At 48.4% G+C, this 21,784-nt stretch carries 24 protein-coding genes; 1 reads left to right on the top strand and 23 read right to left on the bottom strand.

What is annotated here, in order from left to right:
- Positions 1 to 19 precede the first annotated feature (19 nt).
- The 12 genes from ymfI to K7G97_RS05495 all read right to left on the bottom strand — a co-directional run bounded on the left by ymfI (position 20) and on the right by K7G97_RS05495 (position 11,972).
- Positions 20 to 724, bottom strand: a complete 705-nt coding sequence (gene ymfI, locus K7G97_RS05550; RefSeq protein WP_223041561.1) for an elongation factor P 5-aminopentanone reductase — start codon at positions 722 to 724, stop codon at positions 20 to 22.
- On the bottom strand, positions 724 to 1,995 hold the full coding sequence (gene yfmH / locus K7G97_RS05545) for an EF-P 5-aminopentanol modification-associated protein YfmH (protein ID WP_262415802.1): 1,272 nt from the start codon (positions 1,993 to 1,995) through the stop codon (positions 724 to 726). The genes ymfI and yfmH overlap by 1 nt, the downstream gene beginning before the upstream one ends.
- Positions 1,992 to 3,245 carry an EF-P 5-aminopentanol modification-associated protein YfmF gene (gene yfmF, locus K7G97_RS05540; RefSeq protein ID WP_223041560.1) on the bottom strand — a complete coding sequence of 418 codons (1,254 nt, stop codon included), beginning with the start codon at positions 3,243 to 3,245 and terminating at the stop codon, positions 1,992 to 1,994. The genes yfmH and yfmF overlap by 4 nt, the downstream gene beginning before the upstream one ends.
- The gene (locus K7G97_RS05535) at positions 3,242 to 3,793 is read right to left on the bottom strand and encodes a cob(I)yrinic acid a,c-diamide adenosyltransferase (protein WP_029341191.1); all 552 of its coding nucleotides are present in this window, start codon (positions 3,791 to 3,793) and stop codon (positions 3,242 to 3,244) included. Before K7G97_RS05535 ends, yfmF begins: the two co-directional genes overlap by 4 nt.
- A gap of 33 nt (positions 3,794 to 3,826) precedes the next feature.
- Positions 3,827 to 5,554: an ATP-binding protein gene (locus K7G97_RS05530; protein ID WP_223041559.1), complete on the bottom strand. Its 1,728-nt coding sequence runs from the start codon at positions 5,552 to 5,554 to the stop codon at positions 3,827 to 3,829.
- Between the two features lie 2 nt (positions 5,555 to 5,556).
- Positions 5,557 to 6,273, bottom strand: coding sequence for a response regulator transcription factor (locus K7G97_RS05525; protein ID WP_023467692.1), 717 nt, complete (start codon positions 6,271 to 6,273; stop codon positions 5,557 to 5,559).
- Positions 6,274 to 6,443: 170 nt separating this feature from the next.
- A complete protein-coding gene (ccsB, locus tag K7G97_RS05520) occupies positions 6,444 to 7,610 on the bottom strand; it encodes a c-type cytochrome biogenesis protein CcsB (protein WP_316499710.1) in 1,167 nt (388 codons plus the stop codon).
- Positions 7,607 to 9,154, bottom strand: coding sequence for a cytochrome c biogenesis protein ResB (gene resB / locus K7G97_RS05515; protein WP_262415801.1), 1,548 nt, complete (start codon positions 9,152 to 9,154; stop codon positions 7,607 to 7,609). Before resB ends, ccsB begins: the two co-directional genes overlap by 4 nt.
- 22 nt (positions 9,155 to 9,176) lie before the next feature.
- Positions 9,177 to 9,767: a thiol-disulfide oxidoreductase ResA gene (gene resA / locus K7G97_RS05510; RefSeq protein WP_023467689.1), complete on the bottom strand. Its 591-nt coding sequence runs from the start codon at positions 9,765 to 9,767 to the stop codon at positions 9,177 to 9,179.
- A gap of 126 nt (positions 9,768 to 9,893) precedes the next feature.
- Positions 9,894 to 10,655: a pseudouridine synthase gene (locus tag K7G97_RS05505; RefSeq protein ID WP_223041558.1), complete on the bottom strand. Its 762-nt coding sequence runs from the start codon at positions 10,653 to 10,655 to the stop codon at positions 9,894 to 9,896.
- Entirely contained in the window at positions 10,655 to 11,227 is a 573-nt protein-coding gene (gene scpB / locus K7G97_RS05500) for an SMC-Scp complex subunit ScpB (RefSeq protein ID WP_223041557.1), read from the bottom strand. The genes K7G97_RS05505 and scpB overlap by 1 nt, the downstream gene beginning before the upstream one ends.
- On the bottom strand, positions 11,217 to 11,972 hold the full coding sequence (locus K7G97_RS05495; RefSeq protein WP_023467686.1) for a segregation/condensation protein A: 756 nt from the start codon (positions 11,970 to 11,972) through the stop codon (positions 11,217 to 11,219). The genes scpB and K7G97_RS05495 overlap by 11 nt, the downstream gene beginning before the upstream one ends.
- 92 nt (positions 11,973 to 12,064) lie before the next feature.
- On the opposite strand from K7G97_RS05495, the gene K7G97_RS05490 reads away from it, so the two are divergent.
- Positions 12,065 to 12,529 carry a DUF309 domain-containing protein gene (locus K7G97_RS05490; protein WP_223041556.1) on the top strand — a complete coding sequence of 155 codons (465 nt, stop codon included), beginning with the start codon at positions 12,065 to 12,067 and terminating at the stop codon, positions 12,527 to 12,529.
- A 17-nt stretch (positions 12,530 to 12,546) separates the two neighbouring features.
- On the opposite strand, the gene K7G97_RS05485 is transcribed toward K7G97_RS05490, so the two are convergent.
- From K7G97_RS05485 to K7G97_RS05435, 11 genes are all read right to left on the bottom strand, one after another.
- The gene (locus tag K7G97_RS05485; RefSeq protein ID WP_023467684.1) at positions 12,547 to 12,894 is read right to left on the bottom strand and encodes a GNAT family N-acetyltransferase; all 348 of its coding nucleotides are present in this window, start codon (positions 12,892 to 12,894) and stop codon (positions 12,547 to 12,549) included.
- Positions 12,895 to 13,046: 152 nt separating this feature from the next.
- A complete protein-coding gene (locus tag K7G97_RS05480; protein WP_035398198.1) occupies positions 13,047 to 13,574 on the bottom strand; it encodes a type 1 glutamine amidotransferase domain-containing protein in 528 nt (175 codons plus the stop codon).
- 97 nt (positions 13,575 to 13,671) lie between these two features.
- Positions 13,672 to 14,109 carry a peptidylprolyl isomerase gene (locus K7G97_RS05475; RefSeq protein ID WP_023467682.1) on the bottom strand — a complete coding sequence of 146 codons (438 nt, stop codon included), beginning with the start codon at positions 14,107 to 14,109 and terminating at the stop codon, positions 13,672 to 13,674.
- Between the two features lie 103 nt (positions 14,110 to 14,212).
- A complete protein-coding gene (locus tag K7G97_RS05470; protein ID WP_223041555.1) occupies positions 14,213 to 15,217 on the bottom strand; it encodes a S66 family peptidase in 1,005 nt (334 codons plus the stop codon).
- A gap of 82 nt (positions 15,218 to 15,299) precedes the next feature.
- Complete coding sequence (locus K7G97_RS05465) at positions 15,300 to 15,944, bottom strand: hypothetical protein (protein ID WP_064300236.1); 645 nt, start codon at positions 15,942 to 15,944, stop codon at positions 15,300 to 15,302.
- A 93-nt stretch (positions 15,945 to 16,037) separates the two neighbouring features.
- A complete protein-coding gene (locus K7G97_RS05460) occupies positions 16,038 to 17,339 on the bottom strand; it encodes a pyrimidine-nucleoside phosphorylase (protein ID WP_223041554.1) in 1,302 nt (433 codons plus the stop codon).
- A 47-nt stretch (positions 17,340 to 17,386) separates the two neighbouring features.
- Positions 17,387 to 18,199, bottom strand: coding sequence for a purine-nucleoside phosphorylase (locus tag K7G97_RS05455; protein WP_029341181.1), 813 nt, complete (start codon positions 18,197 to 18,199; stop codon positions 17,387 to 17,389).
- A gap of 18 nt (positions 18,200 to 18,217) precedes the next feature.
- Positions 18,218 to 19,390: a phosphopentomutase gene (gene deoB / locus K7G97_RS05450; RefSeq protein WP_023467677.1), complete on the bottom strand. Its 1,173-nt coding sequence runs from the start codon at positions 19,388 to 19,390 to the stop codon at positions 18,218 to 18,220.
- A gap of 118 nt (positions 19,391 to 19,508) precedes the next feature.
- On the bottom strand, positions 19,509 to 20,393 hold the full coding sequence (xerD, locus tag K7G97_RS05445; protein WP_029341179.1) for a site-specific tyrosine recombinase XerD: 885 nt from the start codon (positions 20,391 to 20,393) through the stop codon (positions 19,509 to 19,511).
- Positions 20,394 to 20,517: 124 nt separating this feature from the next.
- The gene (fur, locus tag K7G97_RS05440; RefSeq protein WP_023467675.1) at positions 20,518 to 21,000 is read right to left on the bottom strand and encodes a ferric iron uptake transcriptional regulator; all 483 of its coding nucleotides are present in this window, start codon (positions 20,998 to 21,000) and stop codon (positions 20,518 to 20,520) included.
- A 101-nt stretch (positions 21,001 to 21,101) separates the two neighbouring features.
- Positions 21,102 to 21,632 carry an NUDIX domain-containing protein gene (locus K7G97_RS05435; protein WP_149427011.1) on the bottom strand — a complete coding sequence of 177 codons (531 nt, stop codon included), beginning with the start codon at positions 21,630 to 21,632 and terminating at the stop codon, positions 21,102 to 21,104.
- Between the last annotated feature and the right edge of the window lie 152 nt (positions 21,633 to 21,784).

The following is a 21,784-nucleotide window of genomic DNA, read 5'->3' as shown; positions in this document are numbered from 1 at the left end:
TGAACTGAAATTCCATCACCTACATCCACGCGCCATCTATTTTAAGGATGGCTCCCGACACATAACTTGATTCGGGTTGCACTAAGTAACGGATGGCAGAAGCCACTTCCTCTGCTTTTCCGAATCGACCGACAGGGATTTCAGCGATCGCTTGTTCCTTTTCATCTTCCGAGAAAATCGCGTTCATCGGCGTATCGATCCACCCCGGCGTAATCGCGTTGATACGTCCGTGCATTGGTCCAAGTTCCTTGCTGTATGCCTTGACGAATCCGAGCTGTGCCGCCTTGCACGTCGAATAGACGACCTCACCCGCGACACCTTGTTCCCCTAGTACACTACTGATGACGACGATCGCAAGCTTCGACGTGAACGGTTTCGTCCGTGTTACGGTTTGGCTGATGCGCATCAATGCCTCGACATGGATTTTCCAAAGTTCGTGCATGGATGTTGCCGATTGATCGAGCAACAGACCGCTATAACTCGTTCCGGCACAATGGACGAAGGCATCGACGACAGGTAATGACGCACAAAATGCCTGCAAGTCCTCCTCGTCTGCTAAGTTCGCAGTCAGGATGTGGTGCTCGCCTTGCCACTCCTCTATCATCCGTTCTAAAACAGCTTGCTGTCGATACGTCTGAAGCACCAATTCATGTCCGGCGGCAGCGAGTTGTTTTGCTGCCGCAAGACCAATGGAACCACTCGCACCGGTGATGAGGATTCGCATCACGCGTACGGTTTGACGATTGAGATCGCTCGGTTTTCAATGGCGAATAACTCGTCAAAACGAGCTTCAATCTCTTCTTTCGTAATCGAAGCAATCAACGTTGGAAGCGTGAACAGGTTCGTACCGGCAAGTGCGTGACGCGAGAACTGATTCGCGATGAATTCCGGTGAATTCAAGGCACGGAGGAACTTTCCTTGCATCATGTTCCGCTTGCGTGTGACTTCGTCTTCCGTAAAATTCGGTCGTGTTTGCAGGAGTGTCTCATACGCTTGGATGAATTTATCTGGATCTTCCGTTTCCATTCCAAACGTCGCAAAGGCGAACTCTTCCTCACTCGAGTAATCAAAGCTGAACGTATCGTCAATCAGACCGTCTTCGTACAGTTCCAAATACGTCGATGATGTCTGATCGAACAAGAGATGTAACAGTAGTTCACTCGTTAACTCACGGCGGACTTGTGCCTCGCCGCGAAGCGATTCGTCCTTGTAACCGATCAATACCTTTGGTGTCTTAACGTCGAGCTCGAGTTCAAAACGTGGACGATGTACGCCATGCGGCTCTTGACCGTAATCTCGTTCGATTGCCGGGCGATCCGTATAGTCTTTCTTCGCCTGATTCGCCTTGATCAATGCTAGTGTCTCTTCCGGATCGATATTTCCGACGACGAACAATACCATGTTCGATGGATGATAGAACGTACGGTAGCACGTGTACAAGTCATCGGCTGTGATTTGATTGATTGATTCCGGAGTTCCCGCGATATCGATCCGGACCGGATGCGATGCATACATTGATTCGATCAGACCGAAGAACAGGCGCCATCCCGGATTATCTTGATACATCTGGATTTCTTGCGTGATGATCCCCTTCTCTTTTTCAACGCTTTCCGGCGTGAAGTAGGGATCTTGTACGAAATCGATCAACGTCTCGAGGTTTTGTTCGATCAGCGACGTCGCTGAGAACAAATACGCTGTCCGCGAGAACGAGGTAAAGGCGTTCGCAGAGGCACCGAGACGACCGAACTCTTGGAAGACGTCCCCTTTTTCAGATTCGAACATCTTATGCTCGAGGAAATGGGCGATGCCGTCCGGTACCGTGATCCATTCCTCGCCTTTTTTGAATCGTTGATCAATCGAACCATAACGCGTCGTAAACGTCGCATACGTCTTTTCGTATCCTTTTTTTTGCAACAAATAGACGGATAAGCCGTTATCGAGCTGCTCGTGGTATACCGTTTCGTCTGTATCGTGATAGGTCAGTTGTTCCATCATGCTTCACCTCGCAATAGATATACGGCATCAAGATCGATTGCCGCTGCTAATCGAACGACGTCTTCACGTGTCGCCGTTTCAATGATATGAATCTCATCTTCCAGTGTCAGTCCACGCATCTTCGAACCATTCAACCAACCAATCAACTGACCTGGCTGATCAAGGATTTGACGGCGTGCATTAATCAACATCGCCTTCGTCTGTGTCAATTCTTCATCCGTGAACTGTCCTGCTTTCAAATCAACGAGTTGTTCCAAGATGATCTTCTCGGCACGTTCCGCTTCTTTCGTGTCGACTCCTGCATAAACATAGAGTGCACTGTTCAATGCCGCGTATCGTGAAGCCGCATAATACGCGAGACTCTCTTTTTCACGGACATTCATGAACAGTTTTGAATGCGGGAAGCCACCGAACAGACCATTGACGATTTGCATCCGAATCGAGTCAGCGGATGTCGGATCGACCGCTACCCGGTAACCAAGATGCAATTTACCTTGTTTGATCGGTTGTGTTTCGCTCGACCGTTTCACACCATTGACTGTTTTTTGAGCCGGAATGTAATGACTGATCTTTTCAGAATGCGATGGCAAGAAGGACAACGCGTCTTCCATCTTCTCCTTCGTCACATGTCCGACGACGAAGACATCAATCCGGTCGTCTTCGATCATCGAACGATATGTATCACGCAAGGATGACGGGGTGATCTGTTCGAGTTCTTCGAGTGTTCCAAGCGATGGCAACGCGACGGCTTCACCTGGTGCCATTAATTCAAGAAGACGTTGCTGTGCATAGCGCATTTTATCATCATATAATGAACTGATCCGTAAGGCATGCAATCGTTTTTCTTGTTTGACGAACTGTTCACGGAAGCCACCTTCCGTCAAATCTGGATACAGCACCATCTGCTCAAGCAATTCGAGTGCTTCTTTTAACAACGACGGATGATGGACGAGTTCTCCCCGGACGACATCGAGTTGGAATGAGATGACATGCTCTTCTCCGAACTTCGACGCGTCCGCATAAAGTCCCGCATCATATAGTGTTTCAAGCGGCTCACGTAACGCTTTCATCGACGGATAAGCGGCTGTCGATTTTTCCATGATGTACGGTAGGATTGCACGGCTTGTCAGCGTCTTCGCTTCTAACGGTGCTGAAAATGTGACGAGAATCGTCGTCGTCTTGAATTTATCGGTCGGAACGAGATGATAGCTCGTTCCTTCCTTTTTCCATGTGCTAAATGACTGACTCATTGCTCTCCATCCTTTCGTTTGAATACATGCGCACTACGGACATATTCAATATCTGCTTTTTGTTTGACGGCATTCTCGTAACGGGCTGCTGTAAAGAAGAAGTCACTGAGTCGGTTGATGAACGGTAACAAATGAGCCGCTTGAGGAACATCGATCATCGAACGTTCAACGCGACGACAGACCGTCCGTGCCACGTGTAACGTTGCAGCTGCTTCCGTTCCACCAGGCAAGATGAACTTATCGAGCGGCGGTGATAACTCCGTTAACGTGTCAATCCAACTTTCTAAATCAACCGTCGCTTCTTGACTCAAACGTGACGGGCGCGGCTCGACATACATCAAGTCACTGCCACAATCGAATAACGCGTGCTGGATCACTGTCAGTTGCTCACGCACCTCGATTGATGATGCTTTCGTCCGGGCAAGTCCGACGAAACTATTTAATTCGTCGAGTTCTCCCATCAAGCTGATCAACCGATCATTTTTTTTGACTCTCCCACCAACGAGAGATGTTTCTCCTTCGTCACCAGACTTCGTGTAAATTTTCATTTTTCATTCACTCCTATAGCGAAAGGAAGCGACTCATAATGTTCGCTTCCCTTGTTTTTTCGGTAATCGGATCCGGAATGTCGCACCCTCTCCCAAGCGGCTGTCGACTTCGACTTCACCACCATGAGCTCGGACGACATTCGCCACGATCGCAAGACCGATTCCTGTACCCGTCTTGCCACGTGTCCGCGCTTTATCCGCTTTATAAAAACGGTCAAAGACGAACGGTAGATCTTCTTCTGGAATTCCGTCACCCGAATCAATGACGGATAATGTAATGTTTTCCCTATCTTCATCAATCTTAATCTTGATTTCACCGTTCTCCGTATAACGCAGGGCGTTACCGAGGAGGTTCGTCAAGACTTGCTCCATCTGATCAGCGTCTGCTTCAAACGCGATGTTCGGACCAGAAACCGAGAAGGTAACCTGTTTATCGCGTCCCATCTGTTTGAACTTCTTGATCACCCGCTTCGCAAAAGGTATGGCTTCGACGGATTCAATCCGTAACTCCTGATATCCCGCTTCCATGCGCGCAAGATCAAGAAGATCGTTAACGAGTCTCGACAGTCGCTGGGACTCGTCGTAGATGATCGAAGCGAATTCCTTCGTCGCCTCGTCACTTTCGGTCATCCCATCGACAATCGCTTCAGAGTACCCTTGCAACATGACGAGTGGAGTCCGCAGTTCATGACTGACGTTCGCGACGAAATCAGCGCGCATCTTCTCGAGTTGCTGTGCTTCCGTCATATCACGCAGAACGGCGACCGCTCCGATCTGTTCTTCTTGTTCGAGTAACGGACTGACGATGATGATGTAGAAGCGTCCCTCTCGTTCGAAGGAGACCGTCATCTCCGTCTCTTCACGCATGACCGTCTGGAACAGTTCAATCAGTTCATCCGGTACGGGAGAACCTGCCAAAAAGGCTTCAGCTGGTGGATTCGTCGCGAGGAGCTCACCTGATTTCGAGAACGTCAGCACGCCGTCTGCCATACAGCGCAGAATCGAGGAGAGTAAATGCCGCTCCTTGTCGAGATCCGTGACGTATTGATTGAGTTGACTACTCATTTCGTTGAACGCAAGCGCTAAGTCACCGATCTCATCCCGTGAACGTTGCGTCAGGCTCTGATCGAACTTTCCTTCACCGGCCTCAACGACAGCTTGACGAATCGTTCGCAGTGGTGCCGTGATCCGTGTCGAGAGGAAGAAGGCAAAGACGGTCGTCCCGATGATCGCTAACAGGACACAGAGTTGAATGATTTGACGTGCGCCTTCATTCGCCTGCTCGATGTTCGTCAATTGCTCGATCAAGTAGATCGTTCCATTGCCACTGTCCGTAATGAGCGGTGCCCGATATGCGAGTGCCGCCTTTCCATCGAACGTCTCATAGTTGCCGATCGCTGTTTCGCCTTCTTCACCATCAATCGCTTTCCAGTTCTGACGTTCAAGTTCCTTGATGATCCGGTTCGCCTTCGCTTGTGAGATGTTCGCTTCGACGGAATCGTCCTGCGTCTTTGCGATCAGTGTCGCCCCGTAGATATCCGTGATTTCAACCGCAGTACTCGATCCTTCCTCGATGCCGGAGTGCGCCTGAAAGACGGTCTCGACTTGTTGACCGAGCTTTGCCAGGTGCCCCCGTTCCTGTTCGATATGGAACGAGTTGAAAAATTCAAGTAACAAGATCGTCAAGGCGATCAAGACGACCGAAACGAGTAACAGAATCGTTCCCCATAGTTTGATGACAACGCTTTGCAACCATTTCATCGTCAGGTCGGACTATTCTCGAACTTGTATCCGACACCCCAGACCGTCGTGATCATTTGAGCGGCGTTCGGAGACAAACGATTCAGCTTTTCACGCAGACGTTTGACGTGTGTATCGACTGTCCGTAGATCTCCGAAAAATTCATAGTTCCAGACTTCCTTGAGTAATTGTTCCCGCGAGAATACCTTGTCCGTTTGTTTTGCTAAGAAATACAGGAGTTCGTATTCTTTTGGTGTTAAATTGACTTCTTGCGATTCGACCGTCACGCGGTGCGCATCATTGTCGATCGTCAAGTGTGGGAAGACGATGACATCTTTTGTTTTCGCATCCGTGTGGAGGAATTTCGTCGCACTTGCCCGGCGAAGGATCGCTTTGACACGCAAGACGACTTCGCGTGGACTGAATGGTTTGACGATATAATCATCTGCCCCCATCTCAAACCCATGGACGCGGTTCGTCTCTTCGCCTTTTGCCGTCAACATGACGATTGGTGTCGCTTTCGTTTTCCGCAGTTCTTCACAGACTTGCATCCCGTCCATCTTCGGCATCATCAAGTCGAGGAGAATGACATCGTATTCTGTCTCAAGCGCCATTTCAAGCGCCGTCTCTCCATTGTCTGCTTCCTCGATCGTGAAATTTTCCCGCTCCAGATACATCTTCAACAGGCGACGAATCCGTTCTTCATCGTCGACGACTAAAATACGTGCTTCTTCTGACATGCTGTCTCCTCCTATAAACTAAACTCTACTCCTCTATCCTACTACTCTTTTAGTATACTATGAAACGAAAAGAATGGCTTGCTCTGGCTGATTTCTCCGAAAAGGCACACTTCGGTCAGACGCACACGAAAAAGCAGCGGACCGTTTCCGGGTCCGCTGCTTGCTTTTTCTTATGCGTACGAGTGTAATCCCGCTACGACAAGGTTAACGAAGACAAGGTTGAACATGATGACGGCAAATCCGCCGACACATAACCAAGCTGATTTTTTACCAATCCAACCACGCTGGATGCGCATATGGAGATAAAAGACGTAGAAGAGCATCGTAATGAGTGCCCATACCTCTTTCGGATCCCAGCCCCAGTAACGGCTCCATGCCATTTGCGCCCAGATCATCGCGAAGATCAGACCGCCCAGGATGAAGATTGGAAGACCAATCGCAACAGAACGATAGCTGATCTCATCTGCTGTCTCAAGATCAATCTTACGCGCAATCGGCTTCAAGCTTTCAGCAAGACGCTTGCGAAGAATGACGAAGCGAAGCAAGACGTATAAGACGACACCGCCAATGATCGACCATAAGACCGTATTGACTTTGTTCGCGTTCAAGAAGTTTGGTAATTCGATGACGGCACCTGAACCCGATAAGACTTTTCCGCCTTCAGGACCTGTCAAGACTGGCATGACATAGTCATGCGTCATCGTTGCACCGTTTTTCGCAACGTATTCGATCGTCGACGCAGAACCTGTCGCTTTGAACAACAGCCCAACTAAGATGTAACCGACAACACATGCGAGCGAGAACATGACGACTTCAAGCCACGTCCGAGTTTTCGATTCCTTGCTGAAATCTGTCGCGTGAATCAGATACAGTAAACCCGTCGCGAAGCTGACGGCAAGAATCCCTTCGCCGAGCGCTGCCGTCGTGACGTGGATTTTGAGCCAAACACTTTGTAGTGCTGGGATCAACGGTTGGACTTCATCCGGGAACATCGACGCATAGGCGATGACGAGCAATGCAACTGGCATCGCAATCAAGCCAAGAACATTGTTTTTGTAGATGGCATAAACAATCAAGAAACCAAGCACCATCATCATGCCGAAGAATGTCGTGTATTCATATAAGTTCGAGACTGGAACATGCCCAGCTCCAGCCCAGCGCGTGAAGAAATATCCGAGCTGCGCGAGGAAACCGATGATCGCGAGCGTATAGGCGATCTTACCAGAACGCGTCGGTCCTTTTTTACCACTCGTCGCTACAGCGAAGAATCCTGTACTGACGAGGTAGACGATGAATGATGTAAGGAGCAGGTTACTGCTCAACTGAAGCAAATTCATTTAGCTTCCCCCTCTTCCCGCAACTTTTGTCGATCCTCAAGTTCTGGTAGACCGACTTCCGTCAACGCGAGATTAGCTTCTTTTTGAAGCCCCAATGCATTTTTGTTCGTAAATCCAGCAATCTGGATGCGACCGTTCTTCTCACGTAACCAGAGACGACGGTGCGGCCAGTACATTCCGATCAATAGGCCTGCCATGAAGATGATACCACCTGCAAACAGGAACGGGAGCGTCAGATCTTTTTTAATCCGGACACCCGAGATGTTTGAGAGTTCCGTACCGGCGAATGCCATTTTGTACTGGTTCTCATCTCCACCAACGTTCAGTTTGATCCCAATCAAACTCCGCTCACCTTTCGGGTGTTCAGGTGACTTGATACTGAAGACGAAGGCAGGATTGACTGGACGTCCCGAGTTCGTCGTTGGCTGACCATCTTTGACGACGAAGTCCGGAAGGAAGTCCTTCAGTTCGACTTCATATCCATCTTTTAAAGCATATGTTTCTTTCGGATCACGCAAGTCGACCTTGATCGTATCGACGACTTTGTCCGTTTTCTGGTTGACGATATTAAACGACATCGTCTTGAATTCCGGATCTGCCGCGTACTGTTCCTGGAAGACTTGATAATCATCGAATTCGAATGGGCGGTTGACTGCCGTCTCACCTGACTTGATTTCTTCAAGCTTCGGTTTGAAATCGGATGTTTCACCGACTTTCTTGTACAGCGTCATCTTCGTATCATAGTTCTTTGGTACGTTTCCGCCTGCTGCTTCAAGTGATTTCTTGAACTTCTCATCGACCTTCTCAGGATCATAGAACTCGATGTTGAACGCTTCATTTTTCAAGTAGTACTGGTTGTCCGTCGCTTCGATCGGCAACGTCTCTCCTTCGCGGAGCCAAAGCAATTCATCTTCGTGCATCCCTGGTACGACTCGAAGCATCGCACCACCGAAGAATAAGACGAGTCCGATATGATTGATGTATGGACCCCATCGTCCGAACCGTTGCTTTTCCGCTAAGAGTGCTCCGTCTTGTCGACGGACTTTATAACCTTTTTTCTCAAGCAATGGTGCGATCGCATCGATTTTTTTGATATCGCCAGTCGCTTCCGCGCCAAATCGCTGACCGTTCATGAAACGGTCCGACTGGATGACCGGTTGTTTCTTCAGTGCTCGGTAGAGCGGGAAGAATCGGTCAATCGACACGATGATGATCGAGAGTAATAAAAGCGTGATTAATCCGATATACCACCATGATTCAAATAGATTATGGAATCCTAACGTATAGTAGATGTCACCTGCTGTGCCGTATTCCTTTTGGTAAAACTCTTCTGGTGGTGTTGCCTGTGGAATATACATCTCTTGCGGGAAGATCGTACCGACCCCACTCGCGATGATGATCAACCCGATCAGCCACAACCCGACCTTGACAGACGAGAAGAACGTCCATGCCCGGTCGATCCAAGATGGATTTTTACGTTTCGATCGAAGCTCCGCTTCCTCGTAACGCATGTCCAGTTGTTTGAAATCTTCTTGCTCCTGCATCCTTAAATCCCCCTTCGATGCGTTACTCGTTCGCCTTCTTCACCATCTCTTCGAGCTTCGCTTGATCAATCTCACCTTCATACTTCTCGACGACTTCACCTTTTTTATTGATGATGAACGTCACAGGTAAGTTGTAGATCCCGTAAGCCTTCTCGACCGAACTGTTCGTATCCATGAGAATCGGATAGTCCGTTCCGCCAATATCCTTGATGAAGCTTGAGACACGAACTGGTGTTTCACCGACATTGACCGCTACGAAATTGACGCCTTGGTCTTGCATCATCTGATAGTTGTCATTGATCAATGGCATCTCTTTCTTACATGGTTCACAGAATGTTCCCCAGAAATTGAGTAAAAGTCCTTTTCCTTTGTACTCGTCCATCGAGTGCTGTTTCTCACCATATAGATCGACGAGTGCGAAACCAGGGGCATCATCGCCTGCCATGACACGACCGTTTTTATCACGTGTCGCTTGATCGACGAATTGCATGATGACGACTGCTCCGGCGAACAAGACGATCGTCATGATCATTAGACGCCAGAAGGAGCGTTTCTTCTTTTTTTGCTGGGCCGCTGCTAAGCGTTCTTCCGGATTTTGTTTCGTTTTTTTCATATTTTACCGCCTCCACCCATATTGTACTTGAAATCGCTTTACCGTTGACAAAATGTGAAATTCGTTAATCGTTTTGTCACAAAAAAAGAAAACTCAACCCGGAGGATGAGCTTCTCGCTTTACAAATTAACGTTTTTTTGTGTTCTTACGTCTTTTCGTAGGTGGAGCGGCTGGATCCGCTAGCTCACGCAATTGATTGACTTCTTTTTTTGAAAGTTCACGCCACTCGCCAGAAGTAAGACCTGCCAGTGTCAAGAAACCGAACTGTTCACGTTTCAACTTCAAGACTTCTGAACCGAGTGTCTCGACCATTTGACGAACTTGGCGGTTATGTCCCTCGTAGATGACCATTTCAAGAATCGCTGTGTTTTTCTTCTTATCGATATCGCGCATTTCGACACGGGCTTTACCTGTCTTGAAACCATCCGGTAAGACGACACCTTTTTCAAGACCTTTGACGTGGAAGTATTCTGGTACACCTTTGATTTTGACGATGTAGCGCTTCGGTACCTTATATTTCGGGTGAAGCAAGAGGTTCGAGAATTCACCGTCATTCGTCATTAAAAGAAGACCGCTCGTATTGTAGTCGAGTCGACCGACTGGGAAGACACGGTGTCCGGGTGGTACGAGATCAACGACCGTCTTACGTCCTTTATCGTCTTCAACCGTCGAAACGACACCTGTTGGTTTATAGAGCATGTAGTAGACGTGTTCTTCACGTTCGAGCTTCACACCGTCTACTTCGACTTCCGCACGTGCTCCGACTTTCGTTCCAAGCTCCTTAATGACTTTTCCGTTGACCTTGACGCGACCTGCTGTGATCAATTCCTCTGCTTTACGCCGCGAAGCGACACCTGCTTGTGCGATGATTTTTTGTAACCGTTCCATTAATTCACTCTCTCCTCTAATGAAGGATCATTTCGGAAGAAGAGATCTCCATCCGATTCGAACGTTTCTTCGAATTCGAGTGGCGGCAACTCTTCAATACTGTTCAGACCAAAATGGTCCAAGAAATGATCCGTCGTTTTATACAATTTCGCGCGACCAACGCCTTTGGCGCGTCCCGCCTCTTCAATCAAACCTTTTGCACTTAACGTATGGATGACACGCTCCGTCTTCACACCACGAACGACTTCGATGTCAGCACGTGTGACGGGTTGTTTGTATGCGATGATGACGAGTGTCTCCATCGCTGCTCGAGACAAGGAATCTTCTGCGAGCGAACCGGCATATGCCTGAATATATGGCGACATTTCTTTTCGTGTCACCATCTTAAAGACACCACCCGACTCCACGATTTGCAACACACGCTGCTCTGTTTCGAATGTCGTTTGAAGAGCCAGCAACTGTTCACGTGCTGCCGCTTCACTGATTTCTAGTGCTTGACTGAGACCACGTGGATCGATCCCATCGTCTCCGACGACGAATAACAGGCTCTCAATGATTTGTTCATACGCCAATCTGACTCTCCTCCTTCACCATGCTCCGCAATAGGATATCATCGGTCATCTGTTCACAATCAATGACCCGTTGCTTCACGAGTTCTAGAACAGCGAGGAAGCTGACGACTAGTTCTTCGACCGTCGGTTGCTCCGCAAAAAAGCCGAAGAATGTCGTCCGCTCACGGGTCGCGACGTACCGGGCAACGGACTCCATCTGTTGCTCGAGTGAACGTTCTTCCCGTTTGACCGTCTTCGAACGACGCACCTTCCAGGCTTCCCGTTGGCGCATTTTTTCATAGGCACGTAGTAAATCACTCAGTGATAACGTACCGTTATACTCTTGTGCATCCGTATCGAGATAACGCATCAAATCCTCTGGTTGTTTCGAGAACAGCTCAAGGCGTGCCTCTTCCTTTTCTTTCAGGACGAGTGCTGCTTCCTTGTACGCTTTATACTCGATCAACTGTTGAATCAGACCTTCTCGCGTCGGTTCTTCCTCGAAATCAGGAATCTCATCGTATTCCGTCTGTTCGATCGGCAAGAGTTGTTTGCTTTTCAGTTGCAACAGCGTCGCTGCCATGACAAGATATTCACTAGCAACATCTAGTTCAAGATGCTGCATCGCACGGATATAGGACACATATTGATCCGTCACCATGGAAACGGATATATCATAAATATCGATTTCTAATTTACCAACCAAGTGTAACAGCAAGTCCAGCGGGCCTTCAAACGCATCCATCTTTACACTGTATGATTCCATGATTCTCCCTGCCCATCAACGTTTTTTGCGCCTTAGTATACCATACAACGGATGGGTTCGACTATGTTATATTCAAAGGAAGAGGTGATTCCATGAATCCAATCGAGCGATTCGTATTTGAATTCAACATTCGGCACGATTACTTCGAGTGCCATGAAATCTTAGAGGAAGTCTGGCAAGAAGGACAACGCCAGGACGAGGCGCTTGTCGGTCTGATCCAACTGGCCGTCGCCCGCTATCATCACCGCCGCGGAAATACGACTGGGGCACAGCGGACATATGCAAAAGCATTCGATAAAATCGAACGTCACCGGGCATCACTGATTGCGTCCGGGATCGACGTCTCATATTTGCTCGATCATTGCGACCATTTTACGGATAAGGTTTATCGACACATCCCGTTACCTGTCTTCTCGGACGTCATCCGAGCCGTCGCACTTGAAGCGACAGCACCTGATCTTGACTATGTGACACATAAACACCGTTTACGCGATCGTACGGATGTCGTCACGGCACGACAAGAAGCGCTACAAAACCGAAGAGACCGGTCCATCTGAGCCATGGACCGGTCTTTTTATTGATTTTTCCATTTGTCGACGAGGCGTTGCGTCTCTTCGGTCGCACCCGTAATATCCGTTCGCAGAAGCTTGGCTGCTTCATCGAGTAGGAGATACGACATCCGTTCTCCACGGAAAGACGGTGATAAGGCGATATGTTTCAATTCAGCATGGCCATCCATTAATTGAAACCCGATGACACCGACGAAATCCTCATCTTGTTTGTACAAATACAAGCGTTGGTCTTCTTCCTGTTCATAGGCTTGAACCGTTTCAAGCAAATACTTCGGATCCTTCACTTCGCACGAAAAGGCGATCAGCCCCATCGCGGTCCGTTCATTCAACTTCTTATATTTTACTAGCATGTGATTCTACACCTTCCTAATTTCAACAACTCTCAGGAGCATGAACGACTGAGACTCATTCATTCTACACCTTCTCACACAGAATTACTGCATTTTTTTCATAATCCACTAAAAATGCAGGAGACTGTCACGTGACGTCCCCTGCATCTGAATCACGCTTGTTCTTCCATCACTTGGATGAAGGCACGCATGTAGTCTGGTAGATCGGGTGGACGACGACTCGAGACGATATGTCCGTCGACGACGACAGCTTCATCATGCCAAATCGCACCCGCATTCGTCATGTCATCCTTGATCCCTGGCGTACTCGTGACGTTGACACCTTTTAAGATGCCGGCAGAGATCAGCACCCAACCAGCGTGGCAGATTTGGCCGATCGGTTGTTTGTTCTGGTCAAAATGACGCACCATGTTTAAAACAGAGTCAAAGCGGCGTAACAGATCGGGCGACCAACCACCTGGAACAAGAATCGCATCGTATTCTGCTGGATTGATCTCATCGAACGTCTTATTCGATTTGATTGGGACACCGTACTTCCCGATATATGTTTCATCTGCTTTCTCACCGACGATGTCGACGATTGCGCCTTCTTCACGTAAGCGATGGACTGGATACCATAATTCTAAATCCTCGAAGTCATTGCTGACGACTTGGATGATTCGTTTTCCTTCTAAACGCATGACAAACACTCCTTTTCGAGTTGAGTTCCATTACTGATTGTACCCGGTTCTAAAAAAAGAAAAACTCCTCTTCGAACGTTCGAAGAGGAGCAAGAACTTACGCTTCGACGCGGATTTCTTTGATGCCAGCGCCTTGCTTCATTTTTTGTGCATGTTCGAGACCTGAAGTCACTTGTCCGAAGACCGTGTGTACGCCATCGAGGTGCGGTTGTGGCTCGTGTACGATGAAGAATTGGCTTGATCCTGTGTTACGACCAGCGTGTGCCATCGAGAGTGAACCCGCTTTGTGTTTGTGTGGGTATGATGTTGACGTTTCACAAGGAATCGTTTTTCCTGAACCGCCTGTACCGTTACCGATTGGGCATCCGCCTTGTGAGACGAAGCCTGGGATGACACGGTGGAAGTTCAATCCATCGTAGAAGTTCGAGTTTGCAAGGTTTTCGAAGTTTTCAGTCGTGATCGGTGCTTCATCGTTGAACAGTTCGAATTCGATTTTATTTCCATCTTCTAATAAGATATGACCAGTTTTTTGCATGTTTGACCAACCTTTCGTGCTTTTCAGCAGGAGATTCGTCACGATTCAAGATCGTGATTCCATGGTACAGTGTACCAAATTTCAGGGCGTCGTGCAGACCTTTTTACTCGACGGCTGCCTCTAACACATCGAGTGTCACCGAATCCGTTGCTTCGACACGAATCCGCACTCCATTCGCGAGTGTCGTGACGGGATCCGTATGCCCGAAGTCCGCATCGAGAATGATCGGGAAATCATAGCCCCGCGTCGCGCGCAGAATGATGTCCTTGAGCGGGAAGTCCGGGTCAAAATCGACTTTTCGCGGGAAGCGTCCGACGACGAGTGCCGCAATCTTGTCATACGCACCCATGTGTCGCAATTGCGTGAAATACCGGTCAATCGTTTCTGGTGTCTCACTTTCGTCATCCTCAAGCATCAAAACGACACCGTCAAACGATGGCAAGTATGGAGTTCCAGCAAGCAGTAAAAGTGTTCCCGTGTTCCCCGTTAGAATCGGACCTTCTGCGACGCCCGTCTTAATGATCGTGTATCCTGCGTTCACTTGATGTTCTCGTCTTCGGTCGTCCGCGACATCCCAGCGTAAAACCTCATCTGTCCACTCCTCAGACGCTTCGATCCGACCGATTGGCTCCGTCTGCATGAATGTACGTTTGAACGATTCTTCCGTATACGGATCAAGACCATCGAATTGACCGAACTGCGTCAGCAGCGCGGGTCCAACGAACGTCGTCAGTCCTGTCTGCTGATAGATGCCCGCAAACAGTGCCGTGATATCGCTGTAACCTACGAAAATCTTCGGATTGTTCCGGATCAATTCATAATCGAGTTCGTCGAGTAGCTGGTGTGAATTAAACCCACCGATCGTCGAGATGATTGCCTTGATTGACGGATCTGCGAACGCCATATGTAAATCTTGCAGCCGTTCCCCGATCGTTCCTGCCGTATGACTATGAACAGCCGTTGCGTTCGGCATTAAGACGACCTCGAAGCCCATTTTTTCAAGTGTTGCGATACCGCGGGCGAGACGACGCGGTACGTATGCTGCGACAGCAGACGCCGGCGAGACGATGGCAATCTTATCCCCTTTTTGTAAGCGTGGTGGTTTCATGAGAGTTCCCCCTTTTTCATTACAAGTATTTCCAGTATAACAAATCGAAGAGGAACCGCGTACTCTCATTTTTCCATCCATCTCACAGCTTTACGAAGAGCGAATCTCCGTTCTCAAGCAATTCTCCTTTTTCCGAAACATAATCGACCTTGACTGTCATGTGTTGAAGAATCTTTTGTTCGCGCAACGACTTTGCCCACGCTGTGACCTGCGCTTTATCCTGTTCGTGTCGCTTGCGTGGAACGTCCACTAAGAGCGTCGGAGCGACTTCCTTCCGTAAATAAGCCTTTGAATCAAAACGCGCGTCACCTAGCTGCTGTATTTTATCGTTGTCATAAAGTACGGTCACGCTCAATTGATTGTTCAGTTGTTCGAGAGTCGGCGACGGGATCCGTCGCTCTAACCGATCTTCCCAAAGTGACGCGTGATACGAGTCAACGAACCTCCCCGACTCCTCTTGTTGATAGACGAAAAACTCAGTATTCGTTTTTTCGTCTATCGCGCGTGCGGCATATTCAAATGGAAAATTGCCCATGTTGTCGTAAAGACTACCGGTCACCTTCGCTTCCGGAAGATGCTGTTCTAAGTAAGTTTTTGCTTTCCGCTGTACTTCAGTCTCTTTCGTTCCATCCGAGTTCATGTCCTGTGTAAAAGCGAACGTCATCAATAAGGCACTACCTCCGATGACTCCAATTAGACTGGCAATCCCGATTATCCAACGTTTCATATAGTCCCCTCCCATATTTTTACACTTACAATTTTATCATAAAAAAAGAGTAGCGGACGACGTCCACTACTCAAGTATTGTTGATTGGATTGCTTACTGGATAACAGCGTGAACGAGCGGACGTTCTGCCGGTCTCGTTTCACTGATGTGGTACGCATGGTCCATTTTTTCGATTGCTTGATCGAGTGTTTCTTTGTTTGAACGAAGTGTTGCGATGACATCGCCGACTTCGACACGGTCGCCGACTTTCTTGTGCAACGTAACGCTTGCTGCGTGATCGATCTCATCTGCTTTCGTCGCGCGTCCTGCACCGAGGATCATTGCTGCAACACCGACTTCGTCAGCGATGATTTCAGAGACATAACCTGCTTTTGAAGCGACGAATGTTTTTTCGTATTTCGTTTCAAGTGCTTTTGTCATGTCGTCAACGAGTGACGCGTCGCCACCTTGAGCTGCGATGAACTTCTTGAAGACGTCAAGTGCTGCTCCGTTACCGAGACGTGTTTCGAGATCCGCATATGCTTCGTCGAATGTCGGGTAGAAATCACCGAGGACTGCCATGTGTGATGCAATCGTCAAGGCGATGACTTTCAAGTCACGGACATCTTTCCCTTGAAGGACTTCAATCGCTTCCTTGACTTCGTTTGCGTTTCCGATTTCAAAGCCGAGCGGCTGATCCATGTCTGTAATGACAGCAACCGTTTTACGGTTGACACTCTTACCGATTGAAACCATCTCTGTCGCGAGTGCTTTTGCATCTTCAAACGATTTCATGAAGGCACCAGAACCTGTCTTGACGTCGAGTACGATGCTGTCTGCTCCTGCTGCGATCTTTTTCGACATGATCGAACTTGCGATCAATGGGATCGAGTTGACCGTCGCCGTGACGTCACGAAGGGCGTAGAGTTTTTTGTCTGCAGGCGTTAGGTTACCCGTTTGACCGATGATTGCCATCTTAATGTCGTTGACTTGTGAGACGAACGCTTCTTCAGAAAGCTCGACGTCAAAACCAGGGAACGCTTCGAGTTTGTCGATGGTTCCACCTGTATGACCGAGTCCACGACCGCTCATCTTCGCAACCGGAATACCGATTGACGCAACGAGTGGTGCGACGATCAGACTGATCTTGTCACCAACACCGCCTGTCGAGTGTTTATCGACTTTTTTCCCGTGGATACGTGAAAGGTCGATCACGTCGCCCGAGTTGACCATCGCCATCGTCAAATCAGCGATTTCACGATCTGACATTCCTTGATAGAAAATCGCCATCGACATCGCTGACATTTGGTAATCTGGAATCTCACCGTTCGTGAATCCTTCTACCATTGCTTGAATATCAGCTGTTGCGAGTTCGCCACCGTCTCGTTTTGTTGCAATCAAATCTACCATACGCATAATCTAGTTCCTCCTCAGGAGTGTTTTGTGAGTTTTATAAACAGTCGTTACATTTTTTTGATCGAACCGCGAACGAGTGATAGGAAGTGTGCCCGGACACGTTCTGTCGTTTCGATGACTTCATCGTGGTGTAACGGTTGGTCGAGAATACCTGCTGCCATGTTCGAGACACACGAAATCCCAAGGACTCGCATATCTGAATGACGGGCAACGATGACTTCTGGGACCGTCGACATACCGACGACGTCGCCACCAAGCATCCGTGCCATCTTGACTTCTGCTGGTGTCTCATACGTTGGACCAGTGTTTCCGAAGTAGACACCTTGACGGACACGGATTCCGAGCTCGTCCGCTGTTTCCTGTGCGAGACGAAGTAATTCCGCATCATACGGCTTCGACATATCCGGGAAACGTGGTCCCATCTCATCGACGTTCTTCCCGATCAATGGGTTCGTACCGAAGAAGTTGATGTGATCCGTGATCAACATCAAATCACCTGGTTCGAACGCTTCGTTACAAGCACCCGCTGCGTTCGTGACGATCAATGTCTCGACACCGATCGCTTTCATGACACGGACTGGGAACGTGACCATGTCCATCGAATATCCTTCGTAGAAGTGGAATCGCCCTTGCATCGCAACGACTTGTTTCCCTTCAAGAGTACCGAAGACGAGTTGTCCCGCGTGTCCTTCGACCGTTGATACTGGGAAGTTCGGGATTTCATGATATGGAATCGCGATCGGGTTTTCAATCTCATCCGCGAGGACACCCAGTCCTGAACCGAGAATCAATCCGATCTCCGGTTTTGCCTGCATCTTGCTTTCTAAAAACGAACGTGTTTCATTCCAGTTGACTGTCATCTGAATCGCTCCCTCGAATTATAGTTCTGTTAAAAAGCTTGTTCCATGTGCCGGCATCTTGACGGCGAAGTTTTCTGCGACCGTCGCTCCAAGATCAGCGAACGTTTCACGGATACCGAGCGGTTTTGCAACACCATTTTTATGGTAGGCAAGCAATGGTACGTATTCCCGTGTATGGTCAGTCCCAGCATGAACCGGATCGTTTCCGTGGTCAGCCGTGATGATCAAGAGATCGTCTTCGTTTAAGCGAGCAAACACTTCCGGAAGACGCGCGTCGAACTCTTCGAGTGCTTGTCCGTAGCCTTGCGGATCACGACGGTGTCCGAACAACGCATCGAAATCGACAAGGTTTAAGAAGCAAAGTCCGTTGAAATCACGATCGAGTTGTTTCACGAGCTGATCCATGCCGTCCATGTTCGACTTCGTACGGATTGCATCCGTGACACCTTCTCCATCGTAAATATCAGCAATCTTACCGAGTGAGATGACATCGAGTCCTGCCGTCTCAAGTTCGTTCATGACCGTCCGGTCGAATGGCTTAAGGGCGTAGTCGTGACGGTTCGCTGTCCGGACCCACGCTCCTGCTTCGCCAAGGAATGGACGTGCGATGATACGCCCGAGCATGTACGGGTCATCCCGTGTGATATCACGTGCGTATTCACAAATCCGGTACAATTCTTCTAATGGCACGACTTCTTCGTGTGCTGCGATTTGAAGAACAGAGTCTGCCGACGTATAGACGATCAAGGCGCCCGTCTCAACATGTTCTTGTCCGAGTTCGTCGAGAATTTCCGTGCCAGAAGCCGGTTTGTTCCCGATGATTTTCCGTCCTGAGAACTCTTCTAAGCGATGAATCAAATCATCCGGGAATTTTTCAAAGACACGGAATGGTGTATCAATCCGGAGTCCCATGATCTCCCAGTGTCCTGTCATCGTATCTTTCCCTGCAGATACTTCTTGCATTTTTCCGTATGCCGCAAGCGGTGCTTCTTCAGCTGAGACACCTTCGATCGGTTCGATATGCGAGAGACCGAGTTTTGCCATGTTCGGCATGTTGAGTCCGTTGCGTTCACGCGCGATGTGACCGAGCGTATGCGAACCAAGATCTCCGAACTGTTCAGCGTCCGGTGCTTCTCCGATTCCTACGGAGTCCATGACGATCAAAAATACACGTTTAAATGATTGAGCCATTTGCTGTTCCTCCTATATACGAGCTGTAGTTGTGCGATTCCCGTTACGATTTTTCCCGGAAAGGGACTAGACAAAACGCATCATTTGTCTGAAGTCAGACCTTTAAAAGATAGAACCATCACGCCCGTGGATGATGTTTCTTATACACGTCGTGGAGTCGTGCTTTGTTGACGTGTGTATACATTTGTGTCGTCGACAAATCAGCGTGTCCTAGCATTTCTTGTACGACGCGTAAATCGGCACCATTTTCAAGTAGATGGGTCGCGAACGAATGGCGCAGGACGTGTGGTGTGATCTCTTTTTCAATACCCGCTTCCTTTGCCCGTCGCTTGATCATCTTCCAAAATCCTTGCCGTGATAAACGATCACCACGACTGTTCAAGAAGACATCGTCCGTCTGTTGACCACCGAGACTGTTGCGCGCGAGATCAAGATATGTTCTGACGCTCTCAATCGATGTCGTACTCATCGGGATGATCCGGGATTTATTCCCTTTCCCAAGACACGACAGATACCCGAGTTCGAGTTGCAAATCGTTCAACTTCAGTTGGAGCAGTTCGCTGACGCGCATGCCTGTTCCATAGAGAAGCTCAAGCATTGCTGCATCTCGTCGTGTAAGCGGATCGACACCGACGACCGAATCAAGCAAGCGTTCGACGTCGGTTTGACTCCAGACGACGGGCAACTTTTTCTCCGGTTTCGGTAAATCAAGATGACGAGACGGATCATGTGTTGCAAGTCTTTCTTCGACCAAATATTGATGGAACGAACGGATCGAGCTCGTCGCCCGGCGAACCGTCGATCGTGACTTTCGTGCTTCAAGCAACCGTTCAATATGGTCGACGATATGATGTCGGTGAACCTGTTCGAACGAGGAAACTTCCGCTGTTTCAAGCGTCTGTAAGTATTGATTTAAATCATTTCGATACGCAGCTGCCGTATTCGCGGACATTTGCCGTTCAATCACTAAATAATTGATAAATGCTTCCAGTTGTTCACGCACTGAACTCATCCTCTTCGTTTACGAAATCGCTTACTTTCCCATCATATCAAAGGTGTAAACCGTTGTGAAGAGGTCTGACCTATAAAATTGAAAAAGAAAAACCATCCGAAATTTCGTCGGACGGTCAGACTGTTTGTGTTTGCGATTGTTCCAACGCTTCCCGAGCATGGCGCTCTTGGCAGACACGGCAGACGCCATGGAATGTCAGGCGGTGATCCTTAATTTTAAAGTGGAATCGGGACACGATTTCTTTCTCTACTTCTTCTAGCATGTCGTCTAAAATCTCTTCGACGGATCCGCATTCGATACAGACAAGATGGTGATGCGAATGGCTCGCACCTTCTTGTCGTAAATCAAACCGGGATACGCCATCTCCGAAGTTGACTTTATCGACGACTTCAAGCTCCGTCAATAATTCGAGCGTCCGGTAAACCGTCGCAAGTCCGATGTCGGAGTTCTTTTCTTTTACAAGGAGAAAGACATTTTCGGCACTGAGGTGATCCGACTCGTGTTCGAGCAGGACACGCACAGTCGCTTCACGTTGGGGAGTCAGCTTATATCCTTTACCGCTTAGCTGTTTTTTGATGCGTTCTACACGACTTTCCATCATAACGCCCCCTTTGTTCGAACTGATGCTATTATCATAGCTGATAATCAGTCTTTTTTCAAATTAAAATGATTATCAACTGAAAATCATTTAAATGAGAATCATTTTAAAGTACGAATTTGCCAATGCTGGATTGCCATGATTGTCTTCGCGTCGACGATTGTTCCGTTTGCAACGAGTTCGAGTGCTTCTTCGAGCTTCAATGTCTTATTCTCAAGGAACTCATCCTCATCGAGTTGACGATCACCGGCAGTGAGACCAACTGCTTCATAAATATGTACACGCTCACTACAGAAACCAGGCGCACCGTAAAAATCAAAGACATGTCGTAATTCTTTCGCGACGTATCCTGTTTCTTCCTTTAATTCGCGTCCGGCACAATCGAGTGGATCTTCGCCTTTCTCGAGTTTTCCTGCTGGAATCTCGATCGATAGACTCTCGAACGCCTTCCGGTACTGTTCCACGACGATCAAATCACCTTGTTCATCAAAAGCAATGATCGCGACGGCACCATTATGATAGACCAATTCACGAACCGAGGTATTACCGTTCGGTAACGTGACGACATGTTTCTCGACGTCAAAGACTTTTCCTTCATAGATCACTTCACGTTCAATCGTTTTTTCTTCCATCGGATGTGTTCCCCTCTTCTATCTTAGTTTACGTTCTCTGTCATGATTAGTATGCCGTTTCCGACGTATTGCCGCAAGACTTCGAAATCGTCTTTTTCATCAGATATGATACACTAGAATGCAGAAGTTCCAAACTTATAGTTCATCTAAGA

The organism is Exiguobacterium acetylicum (genome assembly GCF_019890935.1).
In the GTDB taxonomy this organism is placed as follows: domain Bacteria; phylum Bacillota; class Bacilli; order Exiguobacteriales; family Exiguobacteriaceae; genus Exiguobacterium_A; species Exiguobacterium_A abrahamii.
This window is presented reverse-complemented; position numbering and strand designations above follow the sequence as displayed.

What these genes read in the sequence shown, in the direction of transcription:
- K7G97_RS05455 (WP_029341181.1), bottom strand. Translation starts at nt 18,199, where the DNA reads ATGACAGTCAACTGGAATGAAACACGTTCGTTTTTAGAAAGCAAGATG.
- K7G97_RS05525 (WP_023467692.1), bottom strand. Translation starts at nt 6,273, where the DNA reads ATGTCAGAAGAAGCACGTATTTTAGTCGTCGACGATGAAGAACGGATT.
- K7G97_RS05470 (WP_223041555.1), bottom strand. Translation starts at nt 15,217, where the DNA reads ATGAAACCACCACGCTTACAAAAAGGGGATAAGATTGCCATCGTCTCG.
- resB (WP_262415801.1), bottom strand. Translation starts at nt 9,154, where the DNA reads ATGCAGGAGCAAGAAGATTTCAAACAACTGGACATGCGTTACGAGGAA.
- K7G97_RS05460 (WP_223041554.1), bottom strand. Translation starts at nt 17,339, where the DNA reads ATGCGTATGGTAGATTTGATTGCAACAAAACGAGACGGTGGCGAACTC.
- K7G97_RS05475 (WP_023467682.1), bottom strand. Translation starts at nt 14,109, where the DNA reads ATGCAAAAAACTGGTCATATCTTATTAGAAGATGGAAATAAAATCGAA.
- K7G97_RS05530 (WP_223041559.1), bottom strand. Translation starts at nt 5,554, where the DNA reads ATGAAATGGTTGCAAAGCGTTGTCATCAAACTATGGGGAACGATTCTG.
- K7G97_RS05505 (WP_223041558.1), bottom strand. Translation starts at nt 10,655, where the DNA reads ATGGAACGGTTACAAAAAATCATCGCACAAGCAGGTGTCGCTTCGCGG.
- K7G97_RS05495 (WP_023467686.1), bottom strand. Translation starts at nt 11,972, where the DNA reads ATGGAATCATACAGTGTAAAGATGGATGCGTTTGAAGGCCCGCTGGAC.
- ymfI (WP_223041561.1), bottom strand. Translation starts at nt 724, where the DNA reads ATGCGAATCCTCATCACCGGTGCGAGTGGTTCCATTGGTCTTGCGGCA.
- K7G97_RS05535 (WP_029341191.1), bottom strand. Translation starts at nt 3,793, where the DNA reads ATGAAAATTTACACGAAGTCTGGTGACGAAGGAGAAACATCTCTCGTT.
- ccsB (WP_316499710.1), bottom strand. Translation starts at nt 7,610, where the DNA reads ATGAATTTGCTTCAGTTGAGCAGTAACCTGCTCCTTACATCATTCATC.
- K7G97_RS05465 (WP_064300236.1), bottom strand. Translation starts at nt 15,944, where the DNA reads ATGAAACGTTGGATAATCGGGATTGCCAGTCTAATTGGAGTCATCGGA.
- yfmF (WP_223041560.1), bottom strand. Translation starts at nt 3,245, where the DNA reads ATGAGTCAGTCATTTAGCACATGGAAAAAGGAAGGAACGAGCTATCAT.
- K7G97_RS05435 (WP_149427011.1), bottom strand. Translation starts at nt 21,632, where the DNA reads ATGGAAGAAAAAACGATTGAACGTGAAGTGATCTATGAAGGAAAAGTC.
- K7G97_RS05485 (WP_023467684.1), bottom strand. Translation starts at nt 12,894, where the DNA reads ATGCTAGTAAAATATAAGAAGTTGAATGAACGGACCGCGATGGGGCTG.
- resA (WP_023467689.1), bottom strand. Translation starts at nt 9,767, where the DNA reads ATGAAAAAAACGAAACAAAATCCGGAAGAACGCTTAGCAGCGGCCCAG.
- yfmH (WP_262415802.1), bottom strand. Translation starts at nt 1,995, where the DNA reads ATGATGGAACAACTGACCTATCACGATACAGACGAAACGGTATACCAC.
- K7G97_RS05480 (WP_035398198.1), bottom strand. Translation starts at nt 13,574, where the DNA reads ATGCGTTTAGAAGGAAAACGAATCATCCAAGTCGTCAGCAATGACTTC.
- K7G97_RS05490 (WP_223041556.1), top strand. Translation starts at nt 12,065, where the DNA reads ATGAATCCAATCGAGCGATTCGTATTTGAATTCAACATTCGGCACGAT.
- deoB (WP_023467677.1), bottom strand. Translation starts at nt 19,390, where the DNA reads ATGGCTCAATCATTTAAACGTGTATTTTTGATCGTCATGGACTCCGTA.
- fur (WP_023467675.1), bottom strand. Translation starts at nt 21,000, where the DNA reads ATGGAAAGTCGTGTAGAACGCATCAAAAAACAGCTAAGCGGTAAAGGA.